13 protein-coding genes, 2 pseudogenes and 1 other annotated feature are annotated in these 15,847 nt (G+C 54.2%); of the genes and pseudogenes, 10 read left to right on the forward strand and 5 right to left on the reverse strand.

Features of this window, described 5'->3' with window-relative positions; all coding sequences use genetic code 11:
- Nucleotides 1-40: 40 nt before the first annotated feature.
- The gene (locus H4V98_RS11500) at nt 41-313 is read left to right on the forward strand and encodes a DUF1272 domain-containing protein (protein WP_196863129.1); all 273 of its coding nucleotides are present in this window, start codon (nt 41-43) and stop codon (nt 311-313) included.
- 153 nt (nt 314-466) lie between these two features.
- Here the strand turns inward: H4V98_RS11500 and H4V98_RS11505 are convergent, their stop codons facing one another.
- Nucleotides 467-1,009, reverse strand: a complete 543-nt coding sequence (locus H4V98_RS11505; RefSeq protein ID WP_280757513.1) for a glycine zipper 2TM domain-containing protein — start codon at nt 1,007-1,009, stop codon at nt 467-469.
- 377 nt (nt 1,010-1,386) lie between these two features.
- Between H4V98_RS11505 and H4V98_RS11510 the strand changes: the two genes are divergently transcribed.
- Complete coding sequence (locus tag H4V98_RS11510) at nt 1,387-2,007, forward strand: methyltransferase domain-containing protein (protein ID WP_196863128.1); 621 nt, start codon at nt 1,387-1,389, stop codon at nt 2,005-2,007.
- Between the two features lie 211 nt (nt 2,008-2,218).
- Here the strand turns inward: H4V98_RS11510 and H4V98_RS11515 are convergent.
- Both H4V98_RS11515 and H4V98_RS11520 read right to left on the reverse strand, forming a co-directional pair.
- Nucleotides 2,219-2,905: pseudogene (locus tag H4V98_RS11515) on the reverse strand (transposase); the annotation flags it as partial.
- A 295-nt stretch (nt 2,906-3,200) separates the two neighbouring features.
- Nucleotides 3,201-4,117, reverse strand: a pseudogene (locus H4V98_RS11520) (IS3 family transposase); the annotation flags it as partial.
- Nucleotides 3,723-3,839 (reverse strand) — a sequence feature (AL1L pseudoknot). Its footprint overlaps the pseudogene before it by 117 nt.
- Before the next feature lie 399 nt (nt 4,118-4,516).
- On the opposite strand from H4V98_RS11520, the gene H4V98_RS11525 reads away from it, so the two are divergent.
- From H4V98_RS11525 to H4V98_RS11545, 5 genes are all read left to right on the forward strand, one after another.
- Entirely contained in the window at nt 4,517-7,408 is a 2,892-nt protein-coding gene (locus H4V98_RS11525) for a 2-oxoglutarate dehydrogenase E1 component (protein WP_196864155.1), read from the forward strand.
- Nucleotides 7,409-7,455: 47 nt separating this feature from the next.
- Nucleotides 7,456-8,727 (forward strand): 2-oxoglutarate dehydrogenase complex dihydrolipoyllysine-residue succinyltransferase, encoded by a 1,272-nt coding sequence (gene odhB, locus H4V98_RS11530; protein WP_196864156.1) that lies wholly within the window; start codon nt 7,456-7,458, stop codon nt 8,725-8,727.
- 68 nt (nt 8,728-8,795) lie between these two features.
- Complete coding sequence (lpdA, locus tag H4V98_RS11535; protein WP_196864157.1) at nt 8,796-10,223, forward strand: dihydrolipoyl dehydrogenase; 1,428 nt, start codon at nt 8,796-8,798, stop codon at nt 10,221-10,223.
- A gap of 12 nt (nt 10,224-10,235) precedes the next feature.
- Nucleotides 10,236-11,339, forward strand: coding sequence for a cell division protein ZapE (zapE, locus tag H4V98_RS11540; RefSeq protein WP_196864158.1), 1,104 nt, complete (start codon nt 10,236-10,238; stop codon nt 11,337-11,339).
- Nucleotides 11,336-11,983: a hypothetical protein gene (locus H4V98_RS11545; RefSeq protein WP_196864159.1), complete on the forward strand. Its 648-nt coding sequence runs from the start codon at nt 11,336-11,338 to the stop codon at nt 11,981-11,983. Before zapE ends, H4V98_RS11545 begins: the two co-directional genes overlap by 4 nt.
- Before the next feature lie 9 nt (nt 11,984-11,992).
- Here H4V98_RS11545 and H4V98_RS11550 read toward each other — a convergent pair whose 3' ends face one another.
- On the reverse strand, nt 11,993-12,751 hold the full coding sequence (locus H4V98_RS11550; RefSeq protein WP_196864160.1) for a protein phosphatase 2C domain-containing protein: 759 nt from the start codon (nt 12,749-12,751) through the stop codon (nt 11,993-11,995).
- Between the two features lie 8 nt (nt 12,752-12,759).
- Between H4V98_RS11550 and H4V98_RS11555 the strand changes: the two genes are divergently transcribed.
- The 3 genes from H4V98_RS11555 to H4V98_RS11565 are packed head-to-tail and all read left to right on the forward strand — an operon-like array spanning nt 12,760 to nt 15,060.
- Nucleotides 12,760-12,903, forward strand: a complete 144-nt coding sequence (locus H4V98_RS11555; RefSeq protein WP_196864260.1) for a hypothetical protein — start codon at nt 12,760-12,762, stop codon at nt 12,901-12,903.
- Nucleotides 12,851-13,054, forward strand: coding sequence for a YdcH family protein (locus tag H4V98_RS11560; protein ID WP_196864161.1), 204 nt, complete (start codon nt 12,851-12,853; stop codon nt 13,052-13,054). Before H4V98_RS11555 ends, H4V98_RS11560 begins: the two co-directional genes overlap by 53 nt.
- Nucleotides 13,054-15,060: an ATP-dependent DNA helicase gene (locus H4V98_RS11565; protein ID WP_196864162.1), complete on the forward strand. Its 2,007-nt coding sequence runs from the start codon at nt 13,054-13,056 to the stop codon at nt 15,058-15,060. The genes H4V98_RS11560 and H4V98_RS11565 overlap by 1 nt, the downstream gene beginning before the upstream one ends.
- On the opposite strand, the gene H4V98_RS11570 is transcribed toward H4V98_RS11565, so the two are convergent.
- A complete protein-coding gene (locus tag H4V98_RS11570; protein WP_196864163.1) occupies nt 15,023-15,847 on the reverse strand; it encodes an outer membrane protein assembly factor BamD in 825 nt (274 codons plus the stop codon). The genes H4V98_RS11565 and H4V98_RS11570 overlap by 38 nt on opposite strands.

Raw genomic sequence — 15,847 nt, forward strand, 5'->3', positions numbered from 1 at the left:
TCAGTGTCAGTCTTTTTATTTTCCCTTTGAATCCGTAAGCATGCTTGAGCTTCGACCGAACTGCGAGTGCTGCAACCGTGACCTTCCACCGGAATCTGGCGAGGCCCACATCTGCTCGTTTGAATGCACTTTCTGCGTTTACTGCGCACAGACAGTGCTGATGTGCATCTGCCCCAATTGCCGTGGCGAACTTATGACCAGGCCCAGAAGTCCGGCAGCCAAGCTTGAAAACAATCCAGCCTCGACAGAGCGCATTTTCAAGCCCGGCGGTTGCGCCAAATCTGCATTGGCTGAACAAGAGTCCGGTGTATAGCGCCAAGGGCACTGGGTGAAATTGGCCTCAATCGCTGCGAAAAGCAGCCGGCAAGGGGTCGGTGTGAGCCCAAAAGCACGCAGCCAATGATGCTAGCCGTTGCATAGCTGCAGACGGCCTACCTGTTGCGACTACCTGCCGCCTGTGCCCAGCTTATGGATTTCGTTTGGCGATTTCATTGCCAACATAGCCGCCGCCCACAGCTCCGGCGATGGTTGCCAGGGTCTTTCCCTTGCCTCCGCCTAACTGATTGCCCAGTAATCCTCCAACGACTGCACCGACGCCGATGCCAATAGGGCTATTTTGTGCAACAGGGGCTGCTTTTTGGTAGGCGGGTGCTGGCTGCTGGTACGCAGGGGCCTGGGAAAACTGTTGGCTGGGCTGCGCATGCACTTGCGCGTGCTGGACGGAATGGTGATGCATGACGGTTTTGTGCTTCGTGCCTTCGCTGTGGACTGCCGTAGCCGCTGCGACTTGAGGAGCGACTGGCTGCGTGGGGGCAGGTGCCGGCGCGGCGGCGAGCGCCTGTGTGGCAACAGGCGCAGTTTGCACAGCAGTAGGCGCCCCTGCCGTTGCATGCGAATTCGGTAAAACACCACTCATCGTTGCGATGCCCAAGAGACTCACGAGAATGACCGACACCGCAGCGCCCGCCATCAATGGGTGAATGTGGTTCGAGGGGTTATTTATTTCCATTTAATACTCCTAGTGATGAGGCTGATTAACCGCCTGAATCTTTACAACGCGCGACTCAGCAGGAAAAGTGACGCAGAAGGCATTTCAGATGTAACGGAGTTCAACAAGTCCTAAATCAGAGGTCTCGCCTGCTTGCATCAAGTTTTCGGCTGGCATGCCTGCATTGATGAAAATACTGGCGAACAACGACAAAGGTCAGCGCGGCTGGGTATGCAAGTTCGTTGGGGCTTGCCTGGACGAGCTGCCAAATGTGTTGTATGACCTCAAGGATGGAGTGAGCGTCATGAAGGGTTACTGAAAAGATGTCGCGGGACGGCCCGACCGTGCACTGCCGACAGCAATTTCAATTTCCTCAAAAGAAAGACCGAGCGCCCACCATGACAGGATCCCCAACCAATTTCTGGCAAGAGCGTTTTGAGAAAAAGCAAACCGGCTGGGACCGCGATGCGACCAGTCCTCAGTTGCTGGCATGGCTGGAGAGTGGCGCATTGCAACCATGCCGCATTGCCGTTCCTGGTTGCGGAAGTGGCTGGGAGGTGGCCGAGCTTGCCAGGCGAGGGTTCGAGGCAATCGGCATCGGCTACACCCCGGCGGCGGACGAGTGGACCCGGGCCCTGTTGACGGCTCAGGGCTTGAGTGGCGATGTCGTGCAGGCCGATGTCCTGACGTATCAGCCGGGTAAGCCGTTTGATGCCATTTATGAGCAGACCTGCCTGTGCGCACTGCATCCGGACCATTGGGTTAACTACGCCAGGCAGCTTCGCCAGTGGCTCAAACCCCGGGGCAGCATTTGGGCACTGTTCATGCAGATGACGCGACCGGAATCCACCAGCGAAGGGGTAATAGCAGGTCCGGCTTATCACTGCGACATCAACGCTATGCGGGCTATCTTTTCCGCACAGGACTGGGTCTGGCCCAAGCCACCTTATGCAAAAGTGCTCAATTCCAACGTCAGCTATGAACTTGGGCTTCATCTGATGCTTCATCAAGAGAGATGAGTACGGCTTTAACGGACTTCATGGCCCGCCGCCGGCCTCCACTACACATACGCGACCAACTCGTCGTTGGCTACAGAATTGATGGCCAGAGCATCGAGGCTTTTAAGATTCGGCCTGACTGGCAAGACGATTTCGTTCGGCACTAAAGACCTGTGGCGAAGGCGACTTTTGTCCGCATCCAGGGCATCTGGAAAGTGTTCTGAACGTGCGCATCTTGGACGATGGCGCCGATCATCACGTCCAGGTCGGCAATCTCATCGTGCAGCTCAAGATAGCGCCGACCCAGCGACTTGAGGCCGATCCGGTAGGCAGATGCGACACGGCGATAGTCCGACAGATCGGGGCGCCAGGCGGCCAGCGTCCTGATCAGTTGCATGCGCGTCATATTTCGCAGCGGCTCGCGCAGTTCATCAGGCGCGCAGATGATCGTATTCTGAATGAGCTGCAAGGCCACCTTGCGCGCCGCGATGGCCGTCTTGCGGCAGACCTTAAGGACTCTGAGGGATTCGATCATCCCATCTCGCGTTTTGGGGGTAACGGTGCGCTTGCCGGCAAATGCGGCGTGCGCTGCATTCTCAGCGTCCAGGTCGTCGTCCTTTCCACGGCGACGGCGATCCTGTTTATCTGGCGAAGTGACCTCCAGGACTTCGATCCCGGCAGCTTGAAGATGGCGCAGCAGACCAGCGCCATAAGTGCCGGTCGATTCAACCCCCACCCGCAAGACATCGCCCAATGAGCTCATCCATTGCACCATCTGCCGATAGCCTTGCCGCGTGGTGGCGAAACTCTGCGTCCCGAGGACCTGGTCACGCTCATCAACAACAGACGCGACATGAAGGTCCTTGTGGGTATCGACCCCGCCGACCACGCGCCTGCCAGTGTTTGACTTTTCTTCCATGGTTAACCTCCAGGCTTGAACAAGACAAAAAAAAACAGCTTGGCCACGACCGAATGCCTGGGAACAGGACAGTAAGGAGACAAAACCGTCAGGCCCTTCTTGGGTCACACGCATCAGCGAGGCAAAGCCCCGCTGCAAGATGCTCCTGGGCGGCCGACAGGTCCGGGGAAAGACACAGGCGGTCAGTCAGAGTGGGGGTCAAGCCACCCAGGCGCAATTCGCAGCACCAACCCCAGTTGGTCTATCGCTGTGTGAGTCAGACCGCCCAGGAACAACTGGCACTGATATTCTTACTGTCGGAGTGATGGATCAGGGCATCGCCCGATTGCGGTTGGCGGTCATACAAGGCCTGCTCCAATGCGTCCAGAACAAAGTCTGTTCGCATGGAACTGCTCTGGCGCCAGCCCACGATCCGGCGAGCGTAGACGTCAATCACAAAGGCTACGTATTGCCAGCCCTGCCAAGTTGACACGTACGTGAAGTCCGACACCCACAGCTGATTGGGACGATCAGCCTTGAATTGCCGGTTGACACGATCCAGTGGTCGGGCAGCGGTCGTATCGCTAATGGTCGTGCGTACCACCTTGCCGCGCCGGGCCCCTTGCAGACCCAGGAATTTCATTAGTCGCTCGACGGTGCAGCGCGCCACCGTGATGCGCTCTCGCCGCATTTGCTTGTAGACCTTATCGGCGCCGTAGACTCGCATGTTGGCTTGCCAGACCCGCTCGATCTCTGGCTTGAGGATGGCCTCGGTTTTGGCACGTGCACAGCGCAAATCAGGGTTGCGCTGGTGTGCCGCATGGCGCCGGTAGCCTGACGGGGCAATCTGCAAGACCTTGCAAATCGGCTCGACCCCGTGGGTATAGCGATGCTTGTCAATAAACTGTCTCAGGACTTGCATCGGCGGCCCGGCTCCGCCGATGCAAAAAAAGCACTCGCCAGCTTGAGAATCTCGTTGGCCCGGCGCAGTTCCTTGTTCTCGCGCTCCAGTTCCTTGACACGCTGCGCCTCTGCGCTAGTAAGGCCGTCGCGTACGCCGGTATCGACCTCTACGCGCTTGACCCATTCATTTAGCGTCTGCGGCACGCAGCCAATTTTGGGGGCGATGGATTCTATGGCCGCCCACAGCGAAGGGTAGTCGCTTCGGTGCTCCTGCACCATACGCACTGCGCGTTCGCGAACCTCGGGTGAAAACTTGTTTGACTTCTTCATGGCTCAATCCTCTCAGAGATTTGAGCCTCCTCAAAACCCGGAGCGATTCAGTAGGTTTGCAGTCTGTTCCTCGTTTCTAGTCACTTCGTGCTTCTCGGGCGCAAGGAACACCATTTCTCTTGACTGCGTGAAAAGTCCCTGTAGGGGCAAGGTCAGTCATAGAGATCCTAGATATGTACCTTTTTGTTCCATTAGCGAGAATCAACAACACTAAATTTTTACATGTTAAAGGCACATCTTATTGGTATGCCTTGCCGAGCTGGCACAATCCAACATGTTTCTGAAGGTCCTTCCTTGCCACAGTCGCATCCGCTAATCGGTTCAGCCGTGTTGCGGGAGGTTAATCAACCAAGCTTTAACCAGCTAATGTTTCCCCAAGGGAAACGGAGGTCAGCGGATATGAGTTCAAACTCGCAGTCACCTGCGTCTGTCTACACAGCCTACGAAGGCAATTCCTATCTTTTCGGCGGCAATGCGCCTTATGTTGAAGAGATGTATGAAAACTATCTCGCCAATCCTGGAAGCGTTACAGATAGCTGGCGTGAGTATTTCGATGCCCTCCAGAATGTTGCTGCAACCGATGGCTCCAACGCCAAAGACGTTCCACATCTGCCTGTGGTCAATGCTTTTGCCGAGCGTGCCAAGCAAGGACAAACCAAGGTTGTCGTCGCAAGTGGTGCAGATTCTGAAATGGGCCGCAAGCGCACCTCCGTTCAGCAATTGATCGCCGCTTATCGAAATGTCGGTGCACGTTGGGCAGATCTTGATCCACTAAAGCGTGCCGAGCGTGACAATATTCCTGAACTGGACCCGGCTTTTTATGGGTTTACAGATGCTGACCAAGAGATTGTGTTTAACACCAGCAACACATTTTTTGGCACGGAAACTATGAGCCTTCGCGAACTGCTCAATGCCTTGCGTGAAACGTATTGCGGCACGATTGGTGCCGAATACATGTATGCAACCGACCAGAATCAAAAGCGCTGGTGGCAGCAAAAGCTTGAAAGCATTCGCAGTAAACCGAATTTATCTAAAGAAAAAAAGCTGCATCTTCTTGATCGTCTGTCTGCGGCAGAAGGCCTGGAGCGCTTTTTGCATACCAAGTACGTGGGCCAGAAGCGTTTCTCGCTTGAAGGCGGCGAAAGTTTCATCGCCAGCATGGATGAGTTGATTCAGCGCGGTGGCGAAATCGGTGTGCAGGAAATCGTGATTGGCATGGCCCATCGGGGCCGTCTGAATGTGCTGGTCAACTCTCTTGGCAAAGTTCCTGCCAACTTATTTGCCGAATTCGACCATACCGCGCCTGAGGATCTGCCCAGCGGGGACGTAAAGTACCATCAGGGTTTCAGTTCCGACGTGACGACGCCTGGCGGTCCGGTTCACCTGTCGCTCGCATTCAACCCATCTCACCTTGAAATCGTCAACCCTGTGGTCGAAGGCTCCGTTCGTGCCCGCATGGATCGACGCGCTGATCCCAAGGGCCTGCAAGTGTTGCCCGTGCTGGTGCACGGTGACGCGGCGTTTGCCGGGCAAGGCGTGGTCATGGAAACGCTTGCGCTCGCTGAAACCCGTGGCTATTCCACGGGTGGCACCGTTCACCTGGTGATCAACAACCAGATCGGCTTTACCACCAGCGATCCGCGCGACAGCCGTTCAACGCTGTATTGCACCGATGTTGTCAAGATGATTGAAGCGCCTGTGCTGCACGTCAATAGCGATGATCCGGAGGCCGTGGTGCTTGCCACCCAGCTGGCGCTTGAGTTCCGCATGGAATTCCAGAAAGACGTCGTGGTCGACATCATCTGCTTTCGTAAATTGGGCCACAACGAACAGGACACTCCGGCATTGACCCAGCCGCTGATGTACAAAAAGATTGCCCAGCATCCCGGCACACGCCGCCTCTACGCCGACAAACTGACGGCGCAAGGCTTTGGCGAAACGCTGGGCGACGACATGGTCAAAGCCACGCGCGCAGCGTTGGACGCCGGCAAGAGCACGTTTGACCCGGTTCTGACCAATTTCAAGAGCAAGTACGCGGTGGATTGGAGTCCTTACGTAGGCAAGAAGTGGACCGATGCAGGGGACACGGCCATTCCCATGGCCGAGTGGAAACGTCTGGCCACCAAAATCACTACTATTCCCGAAACTGTCACACCACACAATCTGGTCAAGAAAGTGTATGACGATCGCGCCGCCATGGGACGTGGTGATATTCCGGTGGACTGGGGCATGGGCGAACATATGGCTTTTGCATCCCTGGTGGCCAGTGGTTACCCGGTGCGTTTGTCAGGTGAAGATTGCGGACGTGGAACGTTCACGCATCGCCATTCCGTGATTCACGACCAGAGCCGTGAAAAATGGGATACGGGAACTTACGTGCCGCTGCAGAACGTGGCTGACAACCAAGCCCCGTTTGTCGTCATCGACTCGATCCTGTCCGAAGAAGCCGTGCTGGCCTTTGAGTACGGCTATGCCTCCAACGACCCAAGTACCATGGTGATCTGGGAAGCACAGTTTGGAGATTTTGCCAATGGTGCGCAAGTGGTGATCGACCAGTTCATCGCTTCTGGTGAAGTCAAATGGGGACGAGTAAATGGCATTACGCTGATGCTGCCCCATGGATACGAAGGCCAGGGGCCGGAGCACAGCTCGGCGCGTCTTGAGCGTTTCATGCAATTGTCAGCCGATGCCAACATGCAGGTGGTCCAGCCAACAACCGCCAGCCAGATTTTCCATGTGCTGCGTCGCCAGATGGTGCGCAACCTGCGCAAGCCGCTGATAATCATGACGCCGAAATCTCTGCTGCGTAACAAGGACGCAACATCTCCGCTGTCCGAGTTCACCAAAGGTGCCTTCCAGACTGTCATTCCTGAAAACAAGGAAGAAGTCATCAAGCGCGCCGATAAGGTCAAGCGCGTCATTGCATGCTCCGGAAAGGTTTATTACGACCTGGTCAAAAAGCGTGACGAAAAAGGATTTGACGATGCTGTGATTTTGCGTGTTGAGCAGCTTTATCCTTTCCCGCACAAGGCTTTTGCTGCCGAGTTGAAAAAATATCCAAATGCCACTGATGTCGTATGGTGTCAGGACGAGCCGCAAAATCAGGGTGCATGGTTCTTTGTGCAGCATTACATCCACGAGAACATGCTTAACGGCCAAAAGCTGGGCTATTCGGGACGCGCTGCCTCGGCTTCTCCAGCCGTCGGGTATTCGCATTTGCATCAGGAACAGCAAAAAGCGCTGGTAGACGGCGCATTTTCAAAGTTGAAGGGTTTTATCTTGACCAAATAAGGTCAAGCTATTTCCTGAAATATAAGAAAACACTCGAAAGAATCAAAATGGCAATCGTAGAAATTAAAGTTCCCCAGCTGTCGGAGTCTGTAGCGGAAGCCACCATGCTGCAATGGAAAAAGAAAGTCGGCGACGCAATCGCAATTGACGAGATCCTGATCGAAATTGAAACCGACAAGGTCGTTCTTGAGGTTCCTGCACCTTCTGCCGGCGTACTGGTTGAACTCGTGGTTGCCGACGGCGGCACGGTGGTTTCAGACCAGGTGATTGCAAGAATCGATACCGATGGCAAGGCGGGCACGGCTGCACCTGCGCCCGCTGTGGCTTCTCCTTCATCGGCAATGGCTTCTGTGCCGTCATCTGCACCGGGCACATCGTCTGGCGGCTCCATGGCCGGCGTTCCGATGCCCGCGGCTGCCAAGTTGATGGCAGACAACAACTTGGCGGCCGGCACGGTGCCAGGTACAGGCAGGGACGGCCGTGTCACCAAGGGTGATGTTCTGGGAGCGACTGCTGCAGGAGCTCCTAAAACAGTAGCTGTCAATACAATACCGACGGGCGCACCGACCGTTTCTTTACCTAAAGTTGCATCGCCGGTTAAAGCTGCTGACTTGGGTGACCGACCTGAGCAGCGGGTTCCCATGAGCCGCCTGCGCGCCCGTATTGCCGAGCGTCTTTTGCAGTCGCAATCGACCAATGCCATTTTGACGACTTTCAACGAAGTCAACATGGCGCCGGTGATGGAAATGCGCAAGAAGTTCCAGGATGCCTTTAGCAAGGAGCATGGCGTCAAGATCGGCTTCATGAGCTTCTTTGTCAAGGCTGCCGTGCACGCACTCAAGAAGTTCCCGATGATCAACGCATCGGTGGATGGCAACGATATCGTCTATCACGGCTACTTTGACATTGGCATTGCGGTAGGTTCGCCGCGTGGCCTGGTTGTGCCCATCCTGCGCAATGCGGACCAGATGAGTTTTGCAGAGATCGAGAAGAAAATTGCCGAATATGGCCAGAAAGCCAAGGACGGCAAGTTGGGCATCGAAGAAATGACCGGCGGAACGTTCTCGATTTCCAATGGCGGCACGTTCGGCTCCATGCTTTCCACGCCGATCATCAACCCCCCACAGTCCGCCATTCTGGGCGTGCATGCCACCAAGGACCGTGCGGTGGTCGAAAACGGACAGATTGTGATTCGCCCTATGAATTACCTCGCCATGAGCTATGACCACCGCATCATTGATGGCCGTGAAGCAGTGTTGGGTCTGGTCGCCATGAAAGAGGCTCTGGAAGATCCTGCCCGCCTGCTGTTTGATATCTAAACCCTGTTGGGGCAGTGGTCACAGCCAGGCGGCTGCATGTCCCCGCCCCCTATTTACTGGAAAAGCACATGTCCAAACAATTTGACGTGGTCGTCATCGGCGGCGGTCCTGGCGGTTACATCGCTGCTATTCGCGCTGCACAACTGGGCTTTAATGTTGCCTGCATAGACGAGTGGAAGAATTCCAAGGGCGGCCCAGCCCTGGGTGGAACCTGCACTAACACGGGCTGCATTCCCTCGAAAGCGCTGTTGCAATCCTCGGAATATTTCGAGCATGCAGGGCACCACTTTGCCGATCATGGCATAGAGGTCAAGGGCCTGGGTCTCGATCTCGGCAAGATGATTGGCCGCAAGGACACAGTCGTCAAGCAAAACAACGATGGCATCGTTTACCTGTTCAAAAAGAACAAGGTCACTTTTTTCCACGGTCGTGGCTCTTTTATGGCTGCCAGGGATGGCGTCTACGACATCAGGGTCGCAGGCACTGCAGAAGAAACGATCTCTGGCAAACACATCATTGTGGCCACAGGCTCCAATGCCCGAGCCTTGCCGGGTATGGCTTTCGATGAACTCAACATTTTGTCGAATGACGGCGCTCTGCGCATTGGTGCGGTTCCCCAGAAACTGGGTGTGATCGGTTCTGGCGTGATTGGCTTGGAAATGGGTTCGGTCTGGCGCCGCCTGGGTTCCGACGTGACGATTCTGGAAGGCTTGTCCACCTTCCTGGGCGCGGTTGACCAGCAGATTGCCAAAGAGGCATACAAGGCATTCACCAAGCAAGGTTTGAAAATAGAGTTGGGGGTGAAAGTTGGCGAGATCAAGAATGGCGAGAACAGCGTGTCCATTGCTTATGAGAATGCCAAAGGCGAAGCACAGACTCTCGAAGTTGACAAGCTCATTATTTCCATCGGCCGCACTGCCAATACTATTGGCCTGAATCCGCAAGCCGTGGGTCTGAGCCTGGATGAGCGCGGGGCGATCATGGTGGACGGCGACTGCATGACCAATTTGCCTAATGTATGGGCGGTGGGTGACGTCGTGCGCGGCCCAATGCTGGCGCACAAGGCCGAAGAAGAAGGCGTGGCAGTTGCAGAGCGAATTGCCGGCCAGCATGGGCATGTCAATTTCAATACCATTCCGTGGGTGATCTACACCAGCCCGGAGATTGCATGGGTTGGCCAGACCGAGGAACAACTGAAGGCAGAAGGGCGCGCTTACAAGGCCGGCACTTTCCCCTTCATGGCCAATGGCCGGGCCAGGGCGCTGGGCGACACTACCGGCATGGTCAAGATGCTGGCAGATGCTGCAAGTGACGAAATTCTTGGGGTCCATATCGTAGGACCGATGGCCAGTGAGTTGATTGCCGAATGCGTCATGGCGATGGAATTCCGCGCCAGCAGTGAAGATATCGCACGTATCTGCCATGCCCATCCTTCGTTAAGCGAGGCCACTAAAGAGGCAGCGCTTGCTGTCGACAAGCGCACACTCAATTTCTGAGGGCTTTGAGTAGTGTCAAATTTGGTTCGCTCAGCTTACAACGCTGAACTCTCCGCACGGGGCTATACAAGTGACCCCGCACAGTTGCTTGCAATTGATGCTTTGGAGCGCTGTGCTACAGAGTGGGCAGCTTATAAAGGGAAAAGGTCAAATGCGTTTAAAAAGCTGATAAATCGTCCACCTATTCCACGCGGGGTTTACATGTACGGTGGGGTAGGGCGAGGTAAAAGTTTTTTAATGGACTGCTTTTTCAATGCAGTGCCGCTCAAGCGAAAAGTACGGCTTCATTTCCATGAATTCATGCGCGAAGTCCATCGTGAGTTGATGGATCTGCAGGGCACGCCCAACCCCCTCGATGCATTGGGAAAGCGGATTGCCAAGCGGTTCAGATTGATCTGTTTTGACGAGTTTCATGTGGCTGACATCACCGACGCCATGATCCTTCATCGAATGCTCGTTTCCCTTTTTGACAATGGTGTGGGATTCGTGACGACGTCGAATTTTCATCCTGACAAACTTTATCCCAACGGCTTGCATCGGGATCGAATTCTTCCGGCCATCGAACTTTTAAAGCTCCACCTTGACGTGATCAACGTTGACAACGGTACTGATTACCGCCGGCGTACGCTGGAACAGGCAACGCTTTATCACTCACCGTTGGGCCTTGAGGCTGATGCTGAAATGACGGAAACCTTTAATCGGCTGGCGGCCTCCCAAGATGAAAATCCGGTGCTCCACATCGAATCCAGGCAGATCCAAGCGAGGCGAAAAGCAGGCGGACTGGTGTGGTTCGACTTCAAAACTTTGTGTGGGGGGCCGCGATCTCAAAATGATTATCTCGAAATTGCAACCCAGTTCCATACGGTTTTGGTTAGTGATGTGCCAAATATGCCGGTTAGGATGGCTTCGGAAGCCCGGCGTTTCACGTGGCTGGTGGATGTTTTATATGACCGTCGTGTGAAACTGATTCTTTCTGCCGCTGTACCGCCTGAAGCTTTGTACACCGAGGGCCCTCTGGTACATGAATTTGCACGGACTGTCTCTCGGCTCAATGAAATGCAATCGATGGAATTTTTAGCTCTTGAGCACAGAACGGTGGACACTACGTTGACATGAAATCTAAAGCGGCAGCACTGTTACTGCTTTTGGTCGGCGGCTTTGCATCATTGCAAATTGGACTTGTGAAAGCGCAAACTGTCGATATAAATGCGCAGAGAGCCACCATTGCTGCTGAGCGAAACAGACTTGAGGCCAGTTTTCTGACAGAAGATTCTGCTTGCTACAAAAAATTTGCTGTTAACAGTTGTCTTGAGAATGTGAACGCTAGACGGGATGTCGCCATGGCAAACCTGCGTCGGCAGGAAATCTTGCTTAATGACGCGCAGCGAAAAAACATCGCTGAACAGCAAATCCGCAAAAATCAAGAAAAGTTGTCTCCCGAAAGCTTGCAGCAGAACGGTGAACGCCAGAATAAAGCGATTGAAGATTTTCGAGACCGGCAAGGACGTGACCAGGAAAGTGCGCAGTGGCGAAATGCCGCTGTTGCCAATGAATCAGCAGCCCGAGACGCTAATGCAGCGCGAATTGAAAATCACAAGAAAAAAATTCAGATACGTGCCGAGAGGCAAGCGGATGCAGTGGAAGACGCAAAAAAATTCAGAGAGCGTCAGATTCGAGCACAGGAACGTAGAGTCCAGCATGATACGGATGAAGCAAAGCGGCTCAAACCCGCCTTGAGATCTTTACCTCTGCCTCAGTAATCGAGGTGGTTATTCCAGAGATTCAAACTTGACAATCACCAGTGATAGATTGTCACCAACGCCTCGTGCGCGCTTGCATGCTTTCTGAATCAGGAATTCAGTACCTTCACGTGGAGACAACATGGACAAAGCAGACCCCATTTCACTTGTGTTGAAGTAATGCCATACCCCATCGCTGCAAGCCATCAACACGTCACCGGGCTGGAGTTTTGGAATGTAATGCTGGGCGATCGGTGGTGCTTCTTCACCCCCCAGGCAGCCCATGAGAATATTTGACTGCGGGTGGTTGGTGGCTTCTTCTTCATTGATCTCACCCTTGTCCACCAATGTTTGAACATATGAATGGTCTATGGTTCTATAAGCCAGTTTGCTCATGTGGAAGTGGTAAATACGGGAATCTCCGGTATGAACCCAATGGCAATCTCCGTTCGGATTAATCAGGAATGCTGCCAGTGTGCTGTGTGGTTCCTGTTCTGAGGAGATTGCGGTCAATTTGATGACAATGTGAGCTTCTTCGACAATCTGCCTGAGCATTGAGGGTCCGTCGTCAGTGTCAGGTGAATAGCGGTCAAAAAGCTGCTTTGCTGTCAACATCACTTGGTCGGATGCTTTGCGGCCGCCACTGCGCCCGCCCATTCCATCGGCAACTATGCCCAGAAGGCATTCAGGAATGCGATGATGGCTTAACAAACTGACTTGGTCCTGCTGGTAGTCACGGTCTCCCTTGTGAATACCCGTAGAGGCTGTGATGCGATAACTTTTAGTCATTTTTGGCAGTGGAAGATCCGCTGATTCAGGTGGTGCCCCATTGTTTTTATCAACAGCAGCAATCGACGTATTATCAAGCGGCGCAAACGGAAAAATTCATTGATCCCAAATCATTCCTCCTCTCAACGGCTGCTGATACAGCTCAAAATTGAACATGCAGATTTGAATGCACTTGCAGACAAAGCAGTACATGCGCCGCATATTGACGAATTATTAGTCAAGCGTCTTAAAAAGCGCCGGCTCCAGCTTCGTGACCGCATCTCACGACTGGAAGCTCTGTTGACAACTCCTGAGCCCGCTTAATGGATCTTGCATCTGAAGTCGGTCGAGCGTTTTCGCCCGAAGGTGTATTGTCCCGGACGACCGAATATTTTGTTCCGCGCTCCGGTCAAAAAGAGATGGCACTGGCCGTTTCGAAAGCTATCGAGGGCGGATATCCTCTGGTCGTTGAGGCAAGCACTGGTGTTGGCAAAACCTTTTCGTACCTGGTGCCGGCCTTGCTTAGTGGCGAGCGGGTACTTTTGTCCACTGCAACCAAGGCCTTGCAGGACCAACTGTTTGGACGCGATTTGCCTCGTCTTGTGGAATCCCTCGAATTGCCAGTGATGGTAGCCTTGCTTAAGGGACGTGGCAGCTACCTGTGTCTTCATCGAATGGAGATGGCGCGTCAGGAACGATTTTTGCCAGCGGGGGTATCAGTACGCTCACTTGCCCGGGTGGAAGAGTGGTCTCAGGTCACACGAACAGGAGATCTGGCGGAGCTTCCTGGCCTTGACGAGCGTTCACCCATGATCCCCCTGATCACTTCGACACGGGATAATTGCCTCGGTTCACAATGTCCGCGTTTTCGTGCCTGTCATGTCAACCTTGCCCGCAGGGAAGCCATTGCGGCAGATGTTGTTGTCGTCAACCATCATCTGTTCTTTGCCGATCTGGCGGTTCGTGAATCAGGCGTGGCCGAGTTGCTGCCTTCTGTGCGGATTGCTATTTTTGATGAAGCGCATCAACTGAATGAAACAGGTGTCCAGTTTCTGGGAAATAACCTGAGCACTGGCCAACTACTCGATTTTTCCCGCGATATGCTGGCAGCAGGCTTGCAATTGGCACGCGGATTGGTTGACTGGCAGGAAGTGGTGGCTACCATTGAACAGGCTGCTCGTGAATTGCGCCTTAGTGCGGGACAGCATTCTCCTGGCACCAAACTTCGATGGACTGATTCAGTGCCCGAAGGCTTGACTGCAAACGATTGGCAGCTAGCTCTGGAAGCGGTTCACTCATCCTGCCTCCAGGCATGCACAGCGCTTGACACCGTCAGCGAGATTGCGCCTGATTTTGTGCGGCTACATGAGCGCGCGGTGCAGTTGGCCGAGCAAGCCGAAGGCTTTGCCAAAACCTGCCATACCGGCTTTGTACGCTGGGTCGATGTGGGCATGCAACTGCGGCTGGTCGAGTCGCCACTCGATATTTCGGCTGCTGTAAAAAGCAAAATGCTGGGCAATTCGCCCGAAGTCGCAAAGACATGGATATTTACTTCTGCAACTCTGGGCGATGATGAAAAGTTAAGCTGGTTCACAAAACCATGCGGGCTTGAAGATGCCAGCGTCCTGCGAATTGGAAGTCCGTTTAACTACCAGCGGCAAGCCGCGCTCTATGTTCCACCAAACTTTCCCAAGCCCGGCGACCCAACGCATTCTGCAAGGGTGGCCGAATCGGTGGCGATCTGGTCACGCCAGATAGGTGGACGTACCATGGTGCTGACCACGACCTTGCGAGCGCTGCGAACCATTGGAGATGTGTTGATCGCTGCTTTCACTCAGTTGAAAGACCCGCTGGTGCTGGTGCAAGGCAGCATGCCCAAACGTGCGCTGATTGACCGTTTTCGCGAAGGCGATTCACTCGGCGGCAAAGGTTGCGTCCTGGTGGCATCGGCATCCTTCTGGGAAGGAATTGATGTTCCGGGCGATTCACTTCAACTTGTCATTATCGACAAATTGCCCTTTCCTCCGCCCAAAGATCCCTTGGCCGAGGCCCGTGCAAAGCTGCTGGAGTCCCAAGGGCGCAGTGCCTTTAATGACTATTTTCTGCCCGAAGCAGCCGTCGCACTAAAACAGGGAGCCGGCCGCCTGATACGCCGGGAGACAGATCAAGGCGTCTTGGTGGTTTGCGACAGCCGGCTGGTTTCAATGGGATACGGGCGCCGCCTCATCAAAGCGTTGCCGCCAATGCACAGACTGGCATCGGAACAGGCGTTGATGGACAGGCTGGCCAGTTTCACCAGAACTTGTACCACGGATTCTCTGCCGTTTTGAAGCCTTTGCTCATGAACTGGCTTTGGGGATAGCTTTTTTCCAGGATGCGGCGCATGTCGTCACGCAACTCGTTCATTCCCAGGGCATCGTAGGATTTAAAGAGAATGAAAGTAGCTTCTTCAAGCGCGGGAACTTCGCGGTAGTCTGCTATGGCGCTTTGCGCGCGGTTAATGGCAGCGACATAGGCACCGCGTGAGTAGTAGTAGCGTGCCACGTGGACTTCTGACTGTGCCAGTGAATTGACAATGTAGTTCATACGCAGGCGTGAGTCAGGTGCATAGCGAGAATCGGGAAACCGGGTGACCAGTTCCTTGAACGATTCAAACGACTCCTTGGCTGCGTTCTGGTCACGCTCTGAAAGGTCCTGACGCGAGATAAATCCGAAAAGACCCAGGTTGTCATTGAAATTCAACAATCCCTTCAGGTACAAGGCGTAGTCCAAGGCCGGGCTGGCAGGATGAAGCTTGATGAACCGGTTAAGTGTCGCCAAGGCTTGGGCCTGTTCTGCGCCTTTATACTGGGCATAAGCCTTGTCGAGTTGCGCTTGCTGTGCCAGGGGCGTTCCTGCCGCGCGACCTTCAAGCTTTTCGTAAAGTGGAATGGCCTTGTCGTAGGCGCCCGAACTGGCTTCATCCTTCGCTTCCGCGTAAATTTTGTTGGGACTCCAGTTTGCGGTCTTGTCGGCTACCGGCGCGATTGAACAGCCCGACAACACAAACAAACCTGCGAAAACTGCTGCTACAAGCGGCGATGCTTTCGGAAAATCCGACAATCTGGCAAAAAACAT

It is taken from the genome of Polaromonas sp. CG_23.6, from assembly GCF_029892315.1.
GTDB lineage: Bacteria > Pseudomonadota > Gammaproteobacteria > Burkholderiales > Burkholderiaceae_C > Polaromonas.